The sequence below is a fragment of the Thiofaba sp. EF100 genome (assembly GCF_039822285.1).
GTDB lineage: Bacteria > Pseudomonadota > Gammaproteobacteria > Halothiobacillales > Halothiobacillaceae > Thiofaba.
Genome location: NZ_JBAJEY010000001.1, coordinates 688,723 through 702,076 on the forward strand (window position 1 = coordinate 688,723; position 13,354 = coordinate 702,076).

Consider the following 13,354-nt stretch of genomic DNA (forward strand, 5'->3'; position numbering starts at 1 on the left):
ACGGGAGACAGACGATGTACAGCAAAACCCGCCGCCGAGTGCTGCTGGGGCTGGCGCACAAGGCCGCGCAGCAGCTTGGCATGGACGAGGACACGCGCCGCGCCGCGCAGAGGGCGTTTTGCGGCAAGGAGAGCCTGCGCGACTACAGCGACAGCCAGCTCATCGCCTGGTGCTGGGAGCTCAAGCGCCGGGGCGCGGAGATCGGCATCCCCGCGCCGCCGCCCAGGGGCGGCGGCTGGGGGCGGCCCACCGAGCCGCAGCTGGGCGAGATCGAGCGGCTGGCGCTCGCCATGGGCTGGGCCGGGCTGGATGATGGCGCGCTGCGCGGCTTCATCCGCCGCACCTGTGGCGCGGATGACGTGCGCTTCATCACCCGCGGGCAGGCCACTGCCGTCATCAACGGCCTGCGCCGCTGGCTGGCGCATCGCCAGCGCCACGCCGGTCAGGAGGTGGCCTGATGCGGCTGCGCTGCCCGGTGTGCCATGCGGAGGCCGCGCTCGAAGCCTGGGCCGAAGACGACGCGGCGCGCGAGATGATGGCCATATTGTCAGGATTGGATGCGACGCTCGGCAGGCCGCTGGTGGCGTATCTGGGGCTGTGGCGATCGGCCAGCCGGGCGCTCTCCTGGGATCGCGCGGTGCGCATCGCGCGCGAGGTGCTGGCGCTGGAGGCCGACGCGCAGCGGCTGGCCGCGGCGCTCTCTCAGACGGTGGAGCAGCTGCGGCTCAAGCGCGACGCGGGCGACGTGCGGCCCCTGACCGGGCACAACTACCTCAAGCGCGTGCTCGAGGGCACGCCGCCGCAGGCAAGCGGCGCCATCGCCGTCGGTCAAGTGCAGCCGCAGCCGCAGCGCGGCGGCGCGGCCCGGGCGCCGTCGGCCACGGTTGATGGCGTGCTGCGGCTCGAGGCGCTCAAGCGCCGCGCGCGCGGGGAGGCGGGAGATGCGGGATGAGGCCGCCCCCGGATGGCTGGTGGCCGAAGTGGCCGAAGGCATCCAGCGGCTGCTGGTGTTGCGGCTGGAGGGCTGTCCACCGGCCGACGCGGTGGAAGCCGTGGCGCTGGCCTGGGCCGATGCGCTGATGCTGCGCGGCGGGCGGTGGAGCGAAGCGCTGGACGCGTCGCGCATCCGCCGGGCGTTTCGCGCGCTCGCGGCGCATGCCGTGCGCTGGCCAGCACCGGCTGACATCTGGACGCACATGCCATCGCGGCCCGAGCCGCCGCGCCTTTCGCCGCCTGACCCAACGCCAGAGCAGCGCGAGCGCATCCGGAACATGCTGCAACAGGTGCGTCAAAAAATTATATGATGATGCAGTTATGGCATGGCCGCGCGCCATGCCATAACTGCATCCAGAGGGCGGAAGGCGTGCATGGCCGGGCGCGCCGGAAATCCGGAGGGCCGCATGGCCTCGATTCACGCCGCAAAAATGGATAACTCGCCGCGCCTGCAGCGCGTGGCCGAACTGCTCGCCGATGGACGCTGGTACTCCACGCTCGACATCATCGTCGGCGCGGGCGTGTGCGCCGTCAACTCCTGCGTGGCCGAGCTGCGCGCCAACGGCATCCCGGTGGACTGCCGTCGGGTGGGCAAAGATCGCTTTGAGTACCGCCGCGCCGACGTCGGAGAGGCGCATGGCGCTGGCTGACACCGCCGAGCTCGAGCGCCTGATCGGGCGCGAAGCGCTCTCCACCCTCGTCTCCACCTGCGGCGGGCTCGCCATCCCCATCCCCAAGCGGCCGCCGCTCAGGGGGCCGCTGATGGACTTGCCCGAGCGCGCACAGCAGGCGCTTGCCTGGCGCTATGGCGGCACCACGCTCTATGTGCCCAAGTGCGACGGCGCGGCGCGCGCCGCGCGCGACGCGGCCATCCGCGCCGCCTACGACGCGGGCGAGAGCGTGCAGTCCATCGCCCGGCGATGGCGGATGACCGAGCGCTGGGTTTACGAAATCCTGGGCCGCGTGGACGCGCCGGAAGCGGCGCAAGGCACGCTGTTCTAGCTCCCCTGAACCCGATCAGGCTGGCGGCGCGGCGCAGGAAATCCGATCATCGCTGCATGAAGCGGCGCGTCCTACCAGCCATGATAGTCGTCTCCGCCGTCGCCGCGGCGGGCATGGCCGTGCACGAGGGGTATCGATCCCGCGCCTACGACGATGGCGTTGGCGTGCAGACGATTGGCTTTGGCACCACCCAGCGCGAGGACGGCAGCCCGGTGCAAAAGGGCGACACCATCAGTCCTGAGCGCGCGGTGCTGCGGCTCGCTCAAGACGCCGACCGCATCGGGCGGCAGATCGCCGCCTGCATCGGCGATACGCCGCTCCATCAACACGAATTCGACGCTTACGTGTCGCTTGCCTACAACATCGGCCCGGCCGCCTTCTGCCGCTCCACCATCGTCAAGCGGCTGCGCCAGACGACGCCGGACTACGCCGGGGCGTGTGAGGCGATCAAGATGTGGAACCAGGCCGGCGGGCGCGTGCTGCCCGGCCTGGTCAAACGGCGCGAGGCCGAATACCGGATGTGCATGGGAGATGCGCCATGATCCCGCTGCCACCGCCAACGCTGCTTGCCGCCGCCATCGCCGCCGCCATCGCCGCCGCCATCGGCGCGGCAGGCGGCTACGCCATCAAGGGCCGCCTGGACGACGCCAGCATCGCCCGCGCCGAAGCCGCCACCGCACAGTGCCGTCTCGCCAGCGAAGAATCGATGCGCCGCGCTGCCGAAGAAGCATCCGCCCGGCTCTCCGCTGCGCAGGATGCCGAGCGGCAGGCCGTGACCGCATTGCATGCGACGAAAAACCGTCTCGCCGCCACCGAAAAACGCCTCAAGGAGTCTCTGTATGCGCTACCCACTGCCCAGTCTTGCGGCCTGTCTGGCGCTGCTCGCGGGCTGCTCAACGAGCGCCTCGCCGCCGCTGACAGCCTGCCCGCGCGTGCCAGCGAGCCTGACCGCGCCGCTGCCAGCGCTGCCGCCGATTCCGGCGAGCCCGTCCATGAGGCCGACCTCGGCGGCTGGATCGCCGGCGCCATCAGCGCCTACGACACATGCCGCGCCCGCATCGACGCCATCAGAGCGTGGGACGAGGTGACGCATGGAAGGTGATGTGATCATCGGCGCCTTCAACTGGCCGGCGATGCTGGCCGTTGGCGGCGCCATCATGGGCGGCGTGTTCGCGCTGCTCAAGTGGTTCGCCGGGCGGATGCTAGAGGAGATCGAATCGCGCCTGAAGCGCATCGACGATCTGGAGAGCCGTTTCGAGCGGCTGATGGCGGAGCTTCCGCTCTACTACCAGCGGCGCGACGACGCGATCCGCGAATACACGTCCATCAACGCCAAGATCGACCGGCTCACCGAGGTCTTGATCGACATCAAGGGGGAATTGCGTGGAAAAGCGAATTGACGCGGCCATCGACATCGCGCGCGCCGAGCGCGAGACGCTGCGCTGGATCATCCTCTCGGCGCTCTGGCATGGTCGGCCCTACGGCGTCAATGAGCACGTGCTGCTCATGACCGCGCACGACATCCCGCTGCGGGTCACCGCCGACCAGGTGCGCGCCGAGATGGCGGCGCTGGAAAAGCGCGGGCTGGTCAGCGTCGGGCGCGACGGCCCGATCTGGTGGGCCGAGCTGACCGCCGCCGGCGAGGATGTGGTGGATTATCGCGCCGCCTGCCCGGACGGCATCGCCCGCCCGCCGAGGTGGTGAGCATGGCCCGCCGCAGCAAGATCGACGCCCTGCCGCCCGCGCTCAAGGCCAAGCTAGAGCGCCTGCTGGCCGACCGCGCGCATGGCGGGTATGAGGCGCTGGCCGCGTGGCTGCGCGATCAGGGCTACGAGATCAGCAAGAGCAGCCTGCACCGCTACGACCAGCGGGTGCAGGCGGTGATGCTGCGCATCAAGGCCAGCGCCGAGGCCGCGCGGGTGATCGCGCAAGCCTCTCCAGACGAGGCCGACGAGCATTCCGCCGCCGTGCTGCGCATGGTGCAGAGCGCGCTGTTCGACGCCCTGAGCCGGGTGACCGAGGCGGCGGAAGAAGCCGACCCCGCCGAGCAGGTCAAGGTGCTCTCGCAGGCCGCGCGGGCCATTGCCGAAGCCAGCCGCGCCAGCATCGGGCAGAAGAAGTGGGCGGATGAGGTGCGAGCGAAGATCGACGAGGTGGAGCGCGTCGCACGCAATGCGGGCAAGACGCTCGATGCCGAGACGCTCAAGACGATCCGTGAGGGGCTGTATGGCGGGTGAGCGCCGGGTGCTGGCCGGTGGACGCGCCGTGCTTTAACTGTATGGATGATAAATGCAATCACTGCACTTGTTCGCCGGAGGTGGCGGCGGGATGCTCGCCGATCTCATTCTTGGACACGAGCCCATCGCGGCCGTGGAGTGGGACGCCTATTGCTGCGAGCTGCTCCGTGCAAGAGTCGAGTCAGGATGGTTCCCTGGCTTGTCAGTGCACGAGTGCGATGTCCGCATGTTCGACCCATCCGAATACGCCGGCAGAGTGGACTGCATCCATGCGGGCTTCCCTTGTCAGGACATTAGCTCGGCTGGCAAAAGAGCCGGCGTTGGTTATGGCACTCGCAGCGGGCTGTACAGAGAGGTCATTCGCATCGGTGATGCGCTACGACCGGAATACATCTTCCTGGAAAACGTCGCAGCCATCCTTAGCAAAGGCATTGAAGTTGTCGTCGGGGACTTGGCCGCGATGGGGTACGACGCGAAATGGTGCACTCTTCGCGCATCCGATGTTGGTGCCCCGCATCAGCGCGATAGGTGGTGGTGCCTTGCAAGGCGTGCCGACGCCAACCGTGACGACCGGCGCGCAGGTGGCGTGGAAAAAGACGCAAAAACAGACTGGTGGAACATCCTTGCTTGGGTTTGCCAGGTGGACAACGCCAACGGTCAACGACTCTCGCCACAAGATACTTGCCTGTCAGCGAGACCGGAACAGTCTCGTGGGCGATATTGCAAAGCGACATCCTTCCGCGATTGGTGGGATGTTGAACCCGCAGTGGGTCGAGTGGTTGATGGGCTGGCCCCTGGGTTATACCGACGTTCTTTGGCCGCCCTCGGAAACGGCCAAGTACCAATCCAGGCGGCGGTCGCGTGGTGCCTGTTAGGTGGGCCGGTCGAGTGGAAGAAATGAGTACCGCCCCCATCCTCTACCCCTACCAGCGCCGCTACCTTGCAGACAGCAGCCGGTGGAAGGCGGCGATGTGGAGCCGCCAGACCGGCAAGACCTTCACCACCACGCTGGAGGCGGTGCTGGACTGCCTGGATGCCGAGGTCGATGGGCGCATCGCCCGCTGGACGATCCTGTCGATTTCGCGCGACCGGGCGCTGGACGCGATGAACAACGGCGTCAAGCTGCACGCCCGCGCCATCGGGGCGGCTTACGAAGAGCTGACGGACGAGAGCCTGGGGGCGGATGAGCAGGCGGCGATGGTGCGCTTTCCCGGCGGCTCCTACGTGCGCGCGATCGCCGCGCGGCCCGAGACGGCGCGGGGCATGAGCGACAACCTGATCCTGGACGAGTTCGCCCACCACAAGGACAACCGCGCGCTGTGGCGGGCGCTGGTGCCGGTGGTGTCCAAGCCAAGCCTCAAGATTCGGGTGATCTCCACCCCCAACGGCGTGGGCGACATGTTCCACGAGATCATGACCGCCGATGATGGATTGTGGTCTCGGCACGTGGTCACCATTCACGACGCGGTGGCCGACGGCCTGCCGCGCGACATCGCCGAGCTGCGCCGCGCCGCGCGCGACCCGGACACCTGGGCGCAGGAGTTCGAGTGCGCGTTTCTGGATCGCGCCGGGCGCGAGTGGTTGACCTTCGAGGAAATCCTGGCCGCGCTGGAGGCCGCGCCGCTGCCGCCTTACGACGGGCGGCCGGTGTACGTGGGCATGGACATCGCCGCGCGGGGCGACCTGTCGGTGATCGCCGTGCTCGAAGACGTGGGCGCGGGCGTGCTCGCCTTGCGTGAGATGCAGGTGATGCGCGGAGAGAGCTTCGCCGCGCAGCTCGCCCGGCTGGATGCGGTGTTTCGCACCTACCGGGTGGCGCGCTGCGCCATCGACCAGACCGGCATGGGCGAAATGCCGGTGCAGGAGGCGCAGCGGCGGCATGGGCAATATCGCGTCTCTGGCGTGCTGTTCAATGCCGCAACCAAGCTGGAGATGGCCGTGGCGCTGAAAGACCGCCTCCAGGCGCGGCGGCTGCTGCTGCCGCAGGCCGCGCTTGCCGAGCCGAAAGAGGCGCTGATCGACGACCTCAGAGCCGTGCGCATGGAGCCTGGCGCAGGCGGCGTGCCCAAGCTGCTCGCCGACCGTGACGCATCAGGCCACGCCGACCGCTTCTGGGCGCTGGCGCTTTCCTGCGCGGCCGCAGGCGAAGGCGTGCCGGTGTATGGGTACGAGAGCGTCGCGCGCCGCAGCTTTGCGCCGCGCTGGGATGGTGAAGGGCGCGGCCGCGCCCGGGAGTGGGCAGGATGGTGACCCCGAAAAAGCAAGACCTTACGACCGAGATCGCCCGTCCGTCGCAGACGGGCCTGCGCAGCGTGTGGCAGTGGCGCCCGCTGGCGTCGATGACCCCGGCGATGGTGGCCGATGTGCTGCGCCGGGCAGCACAGGGCGATGCGCACGACTTTTTGCTCGCGGCGGATGACATCCGCGAGAAAGACATGCACTATCGCGCGGTGCTGCAAACCCGCACGCTGGCCGTGGCCGGGCTGCCGATCGACATCCAGCCCTGGGACGACTCGCCCGCGGCGAAAAAGGCCGCCGATCTGGTGCAAGATGCCGTGCGCGAAAGCGACCTCTCGGTGCTGATCACGCATCTGATGGACGCGGTGGCCAAGGGCTACGCCGTGGCCGAGATCGTGTGGGAGACGTCCGGGGACGTGTGGTACCCGCGCCAGATTCTGCCGCGCGAGGCGCACTGGTTCACCTTCGACCGCGACACCGGGCAGCTGCTGCGGCTGGTGGACGGCACGATGGATGGCGCGGAAATCCCGTCCTACCGCATGATTGTGCACGCCCCGCCGGTGGCCGCTGGCATTCCGCTCCTGGGCGGGGTGGCGCGATCGGCCCTGTGGGCGTGGGTCTTCAAGAGCTTCGCGATGCGCGACTGGGCGCGGTTCTGTGAGCTTTTTGGCCAGCCGATCCGGGTGGGCAAGTACCACCAGGGGGCATCGCCTGAGGATGTGGCCGTGCTCAAGCAGGCCGCCTTCTCGCTCGGCTCGGACGCCGCGGCGGTGATCCCGCAGGAGATGGTGCTCGACCTCATCGAGTCTGGCAGCAAGAGCGCGTCTGCCGACCTGTATCACCAGCTGATCGACTACCTCGACCGGCAGGTGAGCAAGGCGGTGCTGGGGCAGACCATGACGACCGATTCCGGCGCGTCTGGCAGCCTCGCGCAAGCGAAAGTCCATCAGGAAGTGCGCCGCGAGCTGCTCGAAGCCGACGCGCGCGCGCTGGCCGCCACGCTCACGCGCGACCTCATCGCCCCCATCGTGCGGCTGAACCTGGGCGAATACGCGCCGCTGCCCATCCTGCGGCTGATCGTCGAAGACCCGGAAGACTTGACGGCGCTGGCCGACCACGTGGTCAAGCTCACGCAAGTCGGCATGCCGATTCCGCAGTGGTGGGTGCGCGAGAAGTTCGGCATCCCCGAGGCCAAGGACGGCGAGCCGGTGCTGGGGGCAGGCCTTGTGCCTGCCCTGGGCGCCCACAAGGGGCGCCCCTACGGGCGCTCGGCGCACGCGCAGGGCGCATCGGACGCCCTCGACGCGCTGGTGGAAGAAGCGACAGGCGACTGGGATGCGCAGCTCGCGCCAGCGGCGGACGCGGTGCAGACGCTGCTCGACGAGGCCGCCGCGCGCGGCGCGACGGCCGCCGAAATCCTCGACATCCTCGCCGCGCACCTGCCCGACCTGCCCATCGACGCGCTGGCCGAGCGGCTGGCGCGCGCGCAGTTCGCCGCGCGGCTGGCGGGCGTGCACGGCAGGGAGAGCGCGTGATGGACGAGGCCGACATCACTGCCGACCGGCTGGAGCGCGAGATGGAACGCCTGCTCGCCGTGCGCCGCGCATCCGGCCCGCAGCCCACGGGTGAGTGCCTGTGGTGCGGCGAGCCGGTGGCCGGGCATCTGCGCTGGTGCTCGGTGGAGTGCCGCGACGACTGGGAGGGTGAGCATGCCCGTCAGACTCGCCGCTGATCCTGGCGATGCGCCGCTGCAGGCGGCGGCCAGCCCGCAGGAGTTCGCCCGCGCCTTTGCCCTGCCGCCCGAGGAGGCGGCGCGCTACATGGCCGCGCGCGACGCGGTGCGCATCAGCTACGACTGGCATGAGCTCTGGCACGACGAGCACGCCCGCGCCTTCACCGTGAGCCGTCTCGCCCGCGCCGACCTGCTGCAAGGGCTGCACGAGATGCTCAGCCGCTCGGTAGCGGGTGACCTGTCGCGGCGCGACTGGATGAGTGATGCGCGCGCGCTGCTGCAAGAGGCCAACTGGTGGGGCGAAAAGCAGGTCGTCGGCCCCGATGGCAAGGCGCGCACCACGCGCTTTAACCCGGCGCGGCTCAAGCTCATCTATGACGTCAACAGCCGCATGGCGCACGCGGCGGGGCGCTGGGAGCGCATTCAGGCGGCCAAGGAAAGCCATCCGTACCTGCGCTACGTCACCATGCATGATGAGCGCGTGCGCCAGTCGCACCGCGCCTGGGATGGCGTGACGCTGCCGGTCGATCATCCCTGGTGGCGGACGCACTACCCGCCCAACGGCTGGCGCTGCCGCTGCCGGGCCGTCTCCATGCGCGCCTCCGAGGTCGAGGCGCGCGGCGGCAGCCTCAAGACCACGCCGCCCGACGAGCCGGAGGTGGAATGGACGAATCCCAAGACCGGCGAAGTCCGCCGCGTACCCTGGGCCATCGATCCGGGCTTTGGCTACAACGTGGGCGAGGCGGCATCCCGCTGGCGCGGGTTGATCGATGCCGCGCGCGACAAGGTGGCAGGCTATGCCGCCGCCATCGGCGCGCGGCTGGGGGACGACCTGGCCGCGCTCGTCGAGCGCGACTGGGGCGGGTGGATCGACGACGCGCTGGCTGGGCGCGAGCGCAACCGGCTCGGCTGGCTGGGCATGATCAGCGCGCGCGATCTGGCGCATCTGGCTGCTGCTGGCATCGCGCCGCAGACCGCCGAGGTGATGGTGCGGCCCGGCCTGGTGCGCGGCCCCAAGGCAGATCGGCACGAGGATGCGGGCAACGCCATCGCGCAAGACGCCTGGCGCGCGCTGCCCGCGCTGTGGCGCAAGGCCGCGGCGCTGCTGCTCGATCTCAAGAGCGGCAAGCCACTGTGGCTTTTGCCGGGCGCGGATGGCCGCGCGCCGCAGTTGGCGGTGGAGGTGGATTTCGTGGACAAGAAAAACCGGCGCGGCGTGACCAATGCCGTCAAGTCGGCCTACCTCCAGGACATGGCCACTGTCAGGCGGCGCGTGGCCGCCGGTGAGGTTCGCGTGCTGTGGGGATCGCTGGAATGAGAGGCGGCGACGCGGGGCGGGAATCGAACCCGCACATTCTCCGCTGGCGCGGTCCCGTTACCTGTCAGGGCGCACCGCGTCGTCGCACTTTGAGGATAGCATGATCTCGATCACCATCGACGACCGCGAGCTGCGCGACGCGCTCGATCGCCTCGCCCGCCGGGTGGAGGACACCACCCCGGCCATGCGCGCGATCGCCACGGAGCTAGAGACGCGCATCTCCGACCGCTTCGACGCCCAGCGCGACCCGCAAGGCCGCGCGTGGGCGCCGCTGTCTGGCAAGACGCTGGCGCGCAAGAAGGGGCGCGGGCGCATCCTCTACCACAGCGGCGACCTGCTCGATTCGCTCACCAGCCGCGCCAGCCGTGACGAGGCCGTGGTGGGATTCGGCAAGCCCTATGGCGCGTTTCATGAATACGGCACGCGCAAGATGCCGCGCCGTGGGCTGCTCATGGCCGACCCGCAGGCGCGCACGCTGGGCGAGGACGACCGCGCCGCCATCCTCGACATCCTCTCCCGCTGGATCGAGGGGCGACCGCTGTAAAACAGACCGTCAAACCAGATCCTCTGGGGCAAAATCGACGCCAAGCCGTTTTTAGGCGTTTAGAGCGGTTTTTTACGATACCCGCTACCCCAGTATCACCCATGCTGGTAGCGCAGATTGGGCGGGCCTTTATCTCGGGGATAAAAGGGGGATACTGCAATCAGCCTCGTGTCGGTCTGCATCAGCAGCAGGGCTGAACAGGTTCTTACTATGACCGCCGCCCGCATGCCGCCATCATGGCGGCCATGACGCATAGCCATCCCGCCATATCTTCTTCCGTGCACGCCGATGCGCATCGCCTGGCGTGCGATGCCTTTTCCATCGATCTCCTCTCGCCTGCCGTAGCCGCTTCCGACGCGGCCTTCGCCCCGCCGGAGTGGGTGCACCTCATCCCGGCGGGGGTCTTTTCCGGGCGCGACGGGCGCGGGCCGTTCCGGCTGGATGCCGAGGCCGTGATCAAAGCCTTCGCCGCGTACGGGGCGGATTTGCCGGTGGACTACGAGCACCAAAGCCTCTCTGCCGAGGAGAAGGCTGGGCCGGTGCCCGCCGCCGGGTGGATCAAGGAGCTGCAGGCGCGCGAGGACGGCATCTGGGCGCGGGTGGAGTGGACGCCTGCTGCCGCGCAGCATCTCGCCAATAAAGAGTACCGCTACCTCTCCCCGGTCTTCCGGCACGACCGCTCAGGCCGCGTCGTGTTGCTCGAAGGCGCGGGGCTCACGCACAACCCCAACCTCTATCTCAAAGCCGCCGCCAGCCGAAAGGAGACCCATGCCGTGGAAGACCTGATCGAACGCCTCATCCTGATGCTCAACCTGCCCACCGCCAGCACGCCCGAGGACGTGGTGGCCGAGCTGCAGAAGATCATCGACCGGCTCAATACCGCAGAAGCCGCCGCGCAAAGCCGCCAGATCGACCCCGCCGAGTGGGTGCCGATGAGCCAGCACCGCGCGGTGGCCGAGCAGCTCGCCGCCATGCAGGCGCAGATTGCCGCCGAGAAGGCCGAGGCCGCCGTGACCGCCGCCATGCGCGCCGGCAAGCTCGCCCCGGCCATGAAGGACTGGGCTATCTCCTATGCCAGCAAAGACCCGGAGGGCTTCGCCTCCTGGGCGGAAAAAGCCCCGGCCATCCTGCCGCCCGAAACCGACCGCGCCGCGCAGCGCGTCGCATCGAATGCGGACACGCTCACCGAGGAAGACCGCATCGCCTGCCAGCTTCTGGGCATGCGTGAGGCGGACTTCGCCGCCCACAAGAAAACACTCATCAAGGAGTAAGACATGGCCATCATCACCCCCGCACTGATCACCTCGCTGCGCACGGGCTTTTCCAAAGCCTTCCAGGACGCGCTCGCCCAGACCCCGACCGACTGGGAAAAAGTCGCCACCCGCGTGCCCTCCAGCAACGCCAGCAACACCTACGGCTGGCTCAACCAGTTCCCGAAGCTGCGCGAGTGGGTGGGCGACCGCGTGGTCAAGGACATGGCCGCGCAGGGCTACACCATCACCAACAAGCTCTACGAGGGCACGGTGGGTGTGAAGCGCACCGACATCGAGGACGACAACGTGGGCATCTACACCCCGCTGTTCGCCGAGATGGGCCGCGCGGCGAAAGCGCACGGCGACGAACTTGTCTTCGGGCTGCTCGCCGCGGGCGAATCGACCCTGTGCTACGACGGCCAGAACTTCTTCGACACCGACCACCCGGTCTACCCCAACGTGGACGGCACCGGCACGGCGACCACTGTTTCCAACCTGCAAGCTGGCATCGGCCCTGCCTGGTATCTGCTCGACACCAGCCGGGCGCTCAAACCCCTGATCTTCCAGGAGCGCACCACGCCCGAGCTGGAAGCGATGACCGCCACCACCGACGAAGGCGTGTTCGTGCGCGACGAGTACCGCTACGGCATCCGCTACCGCTGCAACGCGGGCTTCGGCTTCTGGCAGATGGCCTATAAGTCCAAGGCCACGCTCGATGCGGTGAGCTTCAACGCGGCGATGGCGGCGATGATGAACCTCAAGGCCGACGGCGGCCGCCCGCTGGGCATCCGGCCCACGGTGCTGGTGGTGCCGCCTGAGCTTCGCGCCGCCGCGATCGAGATCGTCAAGAACGAGCGGCTGGCCAACGGCGCTTCGAACCCCAACTTCGGCGTGGTCGATCTGATCGTCTCGCCGTGGGTGGCCTGATAGGTGCGCGTGATGGCGAAAAAACCCGCTGACACCCAGCCCGGCACGGTGCGCCTTTCGGTGCGCACCGCCGCCAGCCACGGCCAGATGACGCGCTACCGCGCAGGGCTGGGCCCCTTCACCCGCGAGCCGCAGGTGGTCGAAGTCACGCCCGCGCAGGCCGAGCAGCTCAAGGCCGACCCGGCGCTGGCCGTGGCCGAGGTGGGGCAGGAGTAAGGCATGGCCTACGCGACGGCGGCAGAGCTTGCCACGCGCTACGGCGCGGATCGGCTGGTGCATCTCACCGACCGCGACGGCGACGGGATCGGGGATGACCCGATGATCGCCCAGGCGCTCTCCGATGCCGAAGCCGAGATCGACGGGTATCTGGCCGCCCGCTACCGCCTGCCGCTGCCGACCGTCCCGGCGCTGCTCGCGCGCATCGCCTGCGACATCGCCATCTACCGGCTGCTGTCCCTGCGCTCGATGGGCGACATCGAGGATGCCCGTCGTCGCTATGAGGATGCCCGGCGGCTGCTGGAGGCGATCGGCAAGGGGGCGGTGAGCCTGGGGCTGCCGGCCGATCTGCCGCCCGCCAGTCAGCCTGCGCTGAGTCTGGCTGCCGCCAAGAGCGGCCCGGCGTCGGTGTTCGGCCATGACCAGATGGTGGGGTACTGATGATCCTGGCGATCGAATCGGCCATCGTCGAGCGGCTCAAGACGGCGCTCGCTCCCTTGCCGGTGGAGGCGCTGCCCGCGCGCGGCTACCGCTTCACCCACGCCAGGGGCGCGGCGCTGGTGCTGGCCTCCGACCTCGCCGCAGGCGGCATCGAGGATGTGGGCGCAGCCGCGCAGGGCGCGACGCTCTCCGTCGAAGTCGTGCTGCTCGCGCGCTCTCTGCGCGACGGCGCGGGCGTGTGGGACATGTTCGAGGCCGCGCGCCGGGCGCTGCTGTCCTTCAAGCCTGCACCGGGATGCTCGCCGCTGGCGCTCAAGGTGGCGCGGCTGGAGCAGCCAGCGGACGATCACTGGGCGCTATCCACCCGCTGGCAGACGCTGATCCCGCTCGCCCCTGATCTGGACTACGACGGCGGTCCGCTACTGACCCGCGTCACTTTTGAGGAGGTTTGAC

The 13,354-nt window shown here is 69.1% G+C and carries 21 protein-coding genes and 1 tRNA gene; 21 read left to right on the top strand and 1 reads right to left on the bottom strand.

Going from position 1 to position 13,354, the window contains the following annotated elements:
• Window positions 1–14: 14 nt before the first annotated feature.
• The 15 genes from V6D91_RS03395 to V6D91_RS03465 all read left to right on the top strand — a co-directional run bounded on the left by V6D91_RS03395 (window position 15) and on the right by V6D91_RS03465 (window position 9,520).
• Entirely contained in the window at window positions 15–458 is a 444-nt protein-coding gene (locus V6D91_RS03395; protein WP_347317772.1) for a regulatory protein GemA, read from the top strand.
• Window positions 458–952 carry a hypothetical protein gene (locus V6D91_RS03400; protein ID WP_347317773.1) on the top strand — a complete coding sequence of 165 codons (495 nt, stop codon included), beginning with the start codon at window positions 458–460 and terminating at the stop codon, window positions 950–952. Before V6D91_RS03395 ends, V6D91_RS03400 begins: the two co-directional genes overlap by 1 nt.
• Window positions 942–1,304, top strand: coding sequence for a hypothetical protein (locus V6D91_RS03405; protein ID WP_347317774.1), 363 nt, complete (start codon window positions 942–944; stop codon window positions 1,302–1,304). Before V6D91_RS03400 ends, V6D91_RS03405 begins: the two co-directional genes overlap by 11 nt.
• A 96-nt stretch (window positions 1,305–1,400) precedes the next feature.
• Window positions 1,401–1,643 (top strand): hypothetical protein, encoded by a 243-nt coding sequence (locus V6D91_RS03410; protein WP_347317775.1) that lies wholly within the window; start codon window positions 1,401–1,403, stop codon window positions 1,641–1,643.
• Entirely contained in the window at window positions 1,630–1,995 is a 366-nt protein-coding gene (locus V6D91_RS03415; protein ID WP_347317776.1) for a Mor transcription activator family protein, read from the top strand. The genes V6D91_RS03410 and V6D91_RS03415 overlap by 14 nt, the downstream gene beginning before the upstream one ends.
• A gap of 56 nt (window positions 1,996–2,051) precedes the next feature.
• Window positions 2,052–2,537, top strand: coding sequence for a lysozyme (locus V6D91_RS03420; protein WP_347317777.1), 486 nt, complete (start codon window positions 2,052–2,054; stop codon window positions 2,535–2,537).
• A complete protein-coding gene (locus V6D91_RS03425; protein WP_347317778.1) occupies window positions 2,516–3,097 on the top strand; it encodes a hypothetical protein in 582 nt (193 codons plus the stop codon). Before V6D91_RS03420 ends, V6D91_RS03425 begins: the two co-directional genes overlap by 22 nt.
• Window positions 3,087–3,395 (top strand): hypothetical protein, encoded by a 309-nt coding sequence (locus V6D91_RS03430; RefSeq protein ID WP_347317779.1) that lies wholly within the window; start codon window positions 3,087–3,089, stop codon window positions 3,393–3,395. Before V6D91_RS03425 ends, V6D91_RS03430 begins: the two co-directional genes overlap by 11 nt.
• Entirely contained in the window at window positions 3,379–3,699 is a 321-nt protein-coding gene (locus V6D91_RS03435; protein WP_347317780.1) for a cytoplasmic protein, read from the top strand. Before V6D91_RS03430 ends, V6D91_RS03435 begins: the two co-directional genes overlap by 17 nt.
• A gap of 2 nt (window positions 3,700–3,701) precedes the next feature.
• A complete protein-coding gene (locus tag V6D91_RS03440) occupies window positions 3,702–4,232 on the top strand; it encodes a phage protein Gp27 family protein (RefSeq protein WP_347317781.1) in 531 nt (176 codons plus the stop codon).
• A gap of 52 nt (window positions 4,233–4,284) precedes the next feature.
• On the top strand, window positions 4,285–5,133 hold the full coding sequence (locus V6D91_RS03445) for a DNA cytosine methyltransferase (RefSeq protein ID WP_347317782.1): 849 nt from the start codon (window positions 4,285–4,287) through the stop codon (window positions 5,131–5,133).
• Window positions 5,130–6,482 (top strand): terminase family protein, encoded by a 1,353-nt coding sequence (locus tag V6D91_RS03450; RefSeq protein WP_347317783.1) that lies wholly within the window; start codon window positions 5,130–5,132, stop codon window positions 6,480–6,482. The genes V6D91_RS03445 and V6D91_RS03450 overlap by 4 nt, the downstream gene beginning before the upstream one ends.
• Window positions 6,476–8,005: a DUF935 domain-containing protein gene (locus V6D91_RS03455; protein WP_347317784.1), complete on the top strand. Its 1,530-nt coding sequence runs from the start codon at window positions 6,476–6,478 to the stop codon at window positions 8,003–8,005. The genes V6D91_RS03450 and V6D91_RS03455 overlap by 7 nt, the downstream gene beginning before the upstream one ends.
• Window positions 8,005–8,202, top strand: a complete 198-nt coding sequence (locus V6D91_RS03460) for a hypothetical protein (protein ID WP_347317785.1) — start codon at window positions 8,005–8,007, stop codon at window positions 8,200–8,202. Before V6D91_RS03455 ends, V6D91_RS03460 begins: the two co-directional genes overlap by 1 nt.
• On the top strand, window positions 8,180–9,520 hold the full coding sequence (locus V6D91_RS03465) for a phage minor head protein (RefSeq protein WP_347317786.1): 1,341 nt from the start codon (window positions 8,180–8,182) through the stop codon (window positions 9,518–9,520). The genes V6D91_RS03460 and V6D91_RS03465 overlap by 23 nt, the downstream gene beginning before the upstream one ends.
• 7 nt (window positions 9,521–9,527) lie before the next feature.
• Here the strand turns inward: V6D91_RS03465 and V6D91_RS03470 are convergent.
• Window positions 9,528–9,601, bottom strand: a tRNA-OTHER gene (locus V6D91_RS03470).
• Between the two features lie 19 nt (window positions 9,602–9,620).
• Between V6D91_RS03470 and V6D91_RS03475 the strand changes: the two genes are divergently transcribed.
• From V6D91_RS03475 to V6D91_RS03500, 6 genes are all read left to right on the top strand, one after another.
• Window positions 9,621–10,064 carry a phage virion morphogenesis protein gene (locus V6D91_RS03475; protein ID WP_347317787.1) on the top strand — a complete coding sequence of 148 codons (444 nt, stop codon included), beginning with the start codon at window positions 9,621–9,623 and terminating at the stop codon, window positions 10,062–10,064.
• A gap of 245 nt (window positions 10,065–10,309) precedes the next feature.
• Window positions 10,310–11,335 (top strand): phage protease, encoded by a 1,026-nt coding sequence (locus V6D91_RS03480; protein WP_347317788.1) that lies wholly within the window; start codon window positions 10,310–10,312, stop codon window positions 11,333–11,335.
• A gap of 3 nt (window positions 11,336–11,338) precedes the next feature.
• Entirely contained in the window at window positions 11,339–12,244 is a 906-nt protein-coding gene (locus V6D91_RS03485; RefSeq protein ID WP_347317789.1) for a Mu-like prophage major head subunit gpT family protein, read from the top strand.
• Between the two features lie 12 nt (window positions 12,245–12,256).
• Window positions 12,257–12,460 (top strand): hypothetical protein, encoded by a 204-nt coding sequence (locus V6D91_RS03490; protein WP_347317790.1) that lies wholly within the window; start codon window positions 12,257–12,259, stop codon window positions 12,458–12,460.
• Window positions 12,461–12,463: 3 nt separating this feature from the next.
• Window positions 12,464–12,901: a DUF1320 domain-containing protein gene (locus V6D91_RS03495; RefSeq protein ID WP_347317791.1), complete on the top strand. Its 438-nt coding sequence runs from the start codon at window positions 12,464–12,466 to the stop codon at window positions 12,899–12,901.
• The gene (locus V6D91_RS03500) at window positions 12,901–13,353 is read left to right on the top strand and encodes a Gp37 family protein (RefSeq protein WP_347317792.1); all 453 of its coding nucleotides are present in this window, start codon (window positions 12,901–12,903) and stop codon (window positions 13,351–13,353) included. The genes V6D91_RS03495 and V6D91_RS03500 overlap by 1 nt, the downstream gene beginning before the upstream one ends.
• Window position 13,354 lies beyond the last annotated feature (1 nt).

Bases quoted from the DNA above. Each gene is read 5' to 3' on its own strand.
- V6D91_RS03395 (WP_347317772.1), top strand. From the start codon at position 15: ATGTACAGCAAAACCCGCCGCCGAGTGCTGCTGGGGCTGGCGCACAAG.
- V6D91_RS03400 (WP_347317773.1), top strand. From the start codon at position 458: ATGCGGCTGCGCTGCCCGGTGTGCCATGCGGAGGCCGCGCTCGAAGCC.
- V6D91_RS03405 (WP_347317774.1), top strand. From the start codon at position 942: ATGCGGGATGAGGCCGCCCCCGGATGGCTGGTGGCCGAAGTGGCCGAA.
- V6D91_RS03410 (WP_347317775.1), top strand. From the start codon at position 1,401: ATGGCCTCGATTCACGCCGCAAAAATGGATAACTCGCCGCGCCTGCAG.
- V6D91_RS03415 (WP_347317776.1), top strand. From the start codon at position 1,630: ATGGCGCTGGCTGACACCGCCGAGCTCGAGCGCCTGATCGGGCGCGAA.
- V6D91_RS03420 (WP_347317777.1), top strand. From the start codon at position 2,052: ATGAAGCGGCGCGTCCTACCAGCCATGATAGTCGTCTCCGCCGTCGCC.
- V6D91_RS03430 (WP_347317779.1), top strand. From the start codon at position 3,087: ATGGAAGGTGATGTGATCATCGGCGCCTTCAACTGGCCGGCGATGCTG.
- V6D91_RS03440 (WP_347317781.1), top strand. From the start codon at position 3,702: ATGGCCCGCCGCAGCAAGATCGACGCCCTGCCGCCCGCGCTCAAGGCC.
- V6D91_RS03445 (WP_347317782.1), top strand. From the start codon at position 4,285: ATGCAATCACTGCACTTGTTCGCCGGAGGTGGCGGCGGGATGCTCGCC.
- V6D91_RS03450 (WP_347317783.1), top strand. From the start codon at position 5,130: ATGAGTACCGCCCCCATCCTCTACCCCTACCAGCGCCGCTACCTTGCA.
- V6D91_RS03455 (WP_347317784.1), top strand. From the start codon at position 6,476: ATGGTGACCCCGAAAAAGCAAGACCTTACGACCGAGATCGCCCGTCCG.
- V6D91_RS03460 (WP_347317785.1), top strand. From the start codon at position 8,005: ATGGACGAGGCCGACATCACTGCCGACCGGCTGGAGCGCGAGATGGAA.
- V6D91_RS03465 (WP_347317786.1), top strand. From the start codon at position 8,180: ATGCCCGTCAGACTCGCCGCTGATCCTGGCGATGCGCCGCTGCAGGCG.
- V6D91_RS03475 (WP_347317787.1), top strand. From the start codon at position 9,621: ATGATCTCGATCACCATCGACGACCGCGAGCTGCGCGACGCGCTCGAT.
- V6D91_RS03480 (WP_347317788.1), top strand. From the start codon at position 10,310: ATGACGCATAGCCATCCCGCCATATCTTCTTCCGTGCACGCCGATGCG.
- V6D91_RS03485 (WP_347317789.1), top strand. From the start codon at position 11,339: ATGGCCATCATCACCCCCGCACTGATCACCTCGCTGCGCACGGGCTTT.
- V6D91_RS03490 (WP_347317790.1), top strand. From the start codon at position 12,257: ATGGCGAAAAAACCCGCTGACACCCAGCCCGGCACGGTGCGCCTTTCG.
- V6D91_RS03495 (WP_347317791.1), top strand. From the start codon at position 12,464: ATGGCCTACGCGACGGCGGCAGAGCTTGCCACGCGCTACGGCGCGGAT.
- V6D91_RS03500 (WP_347317792.1), top strand. From the start codon at position 12,901: ATGATCCTGGCGATCGAATCGGCCATCGTCGAGCGGCTCAAGACGGCG.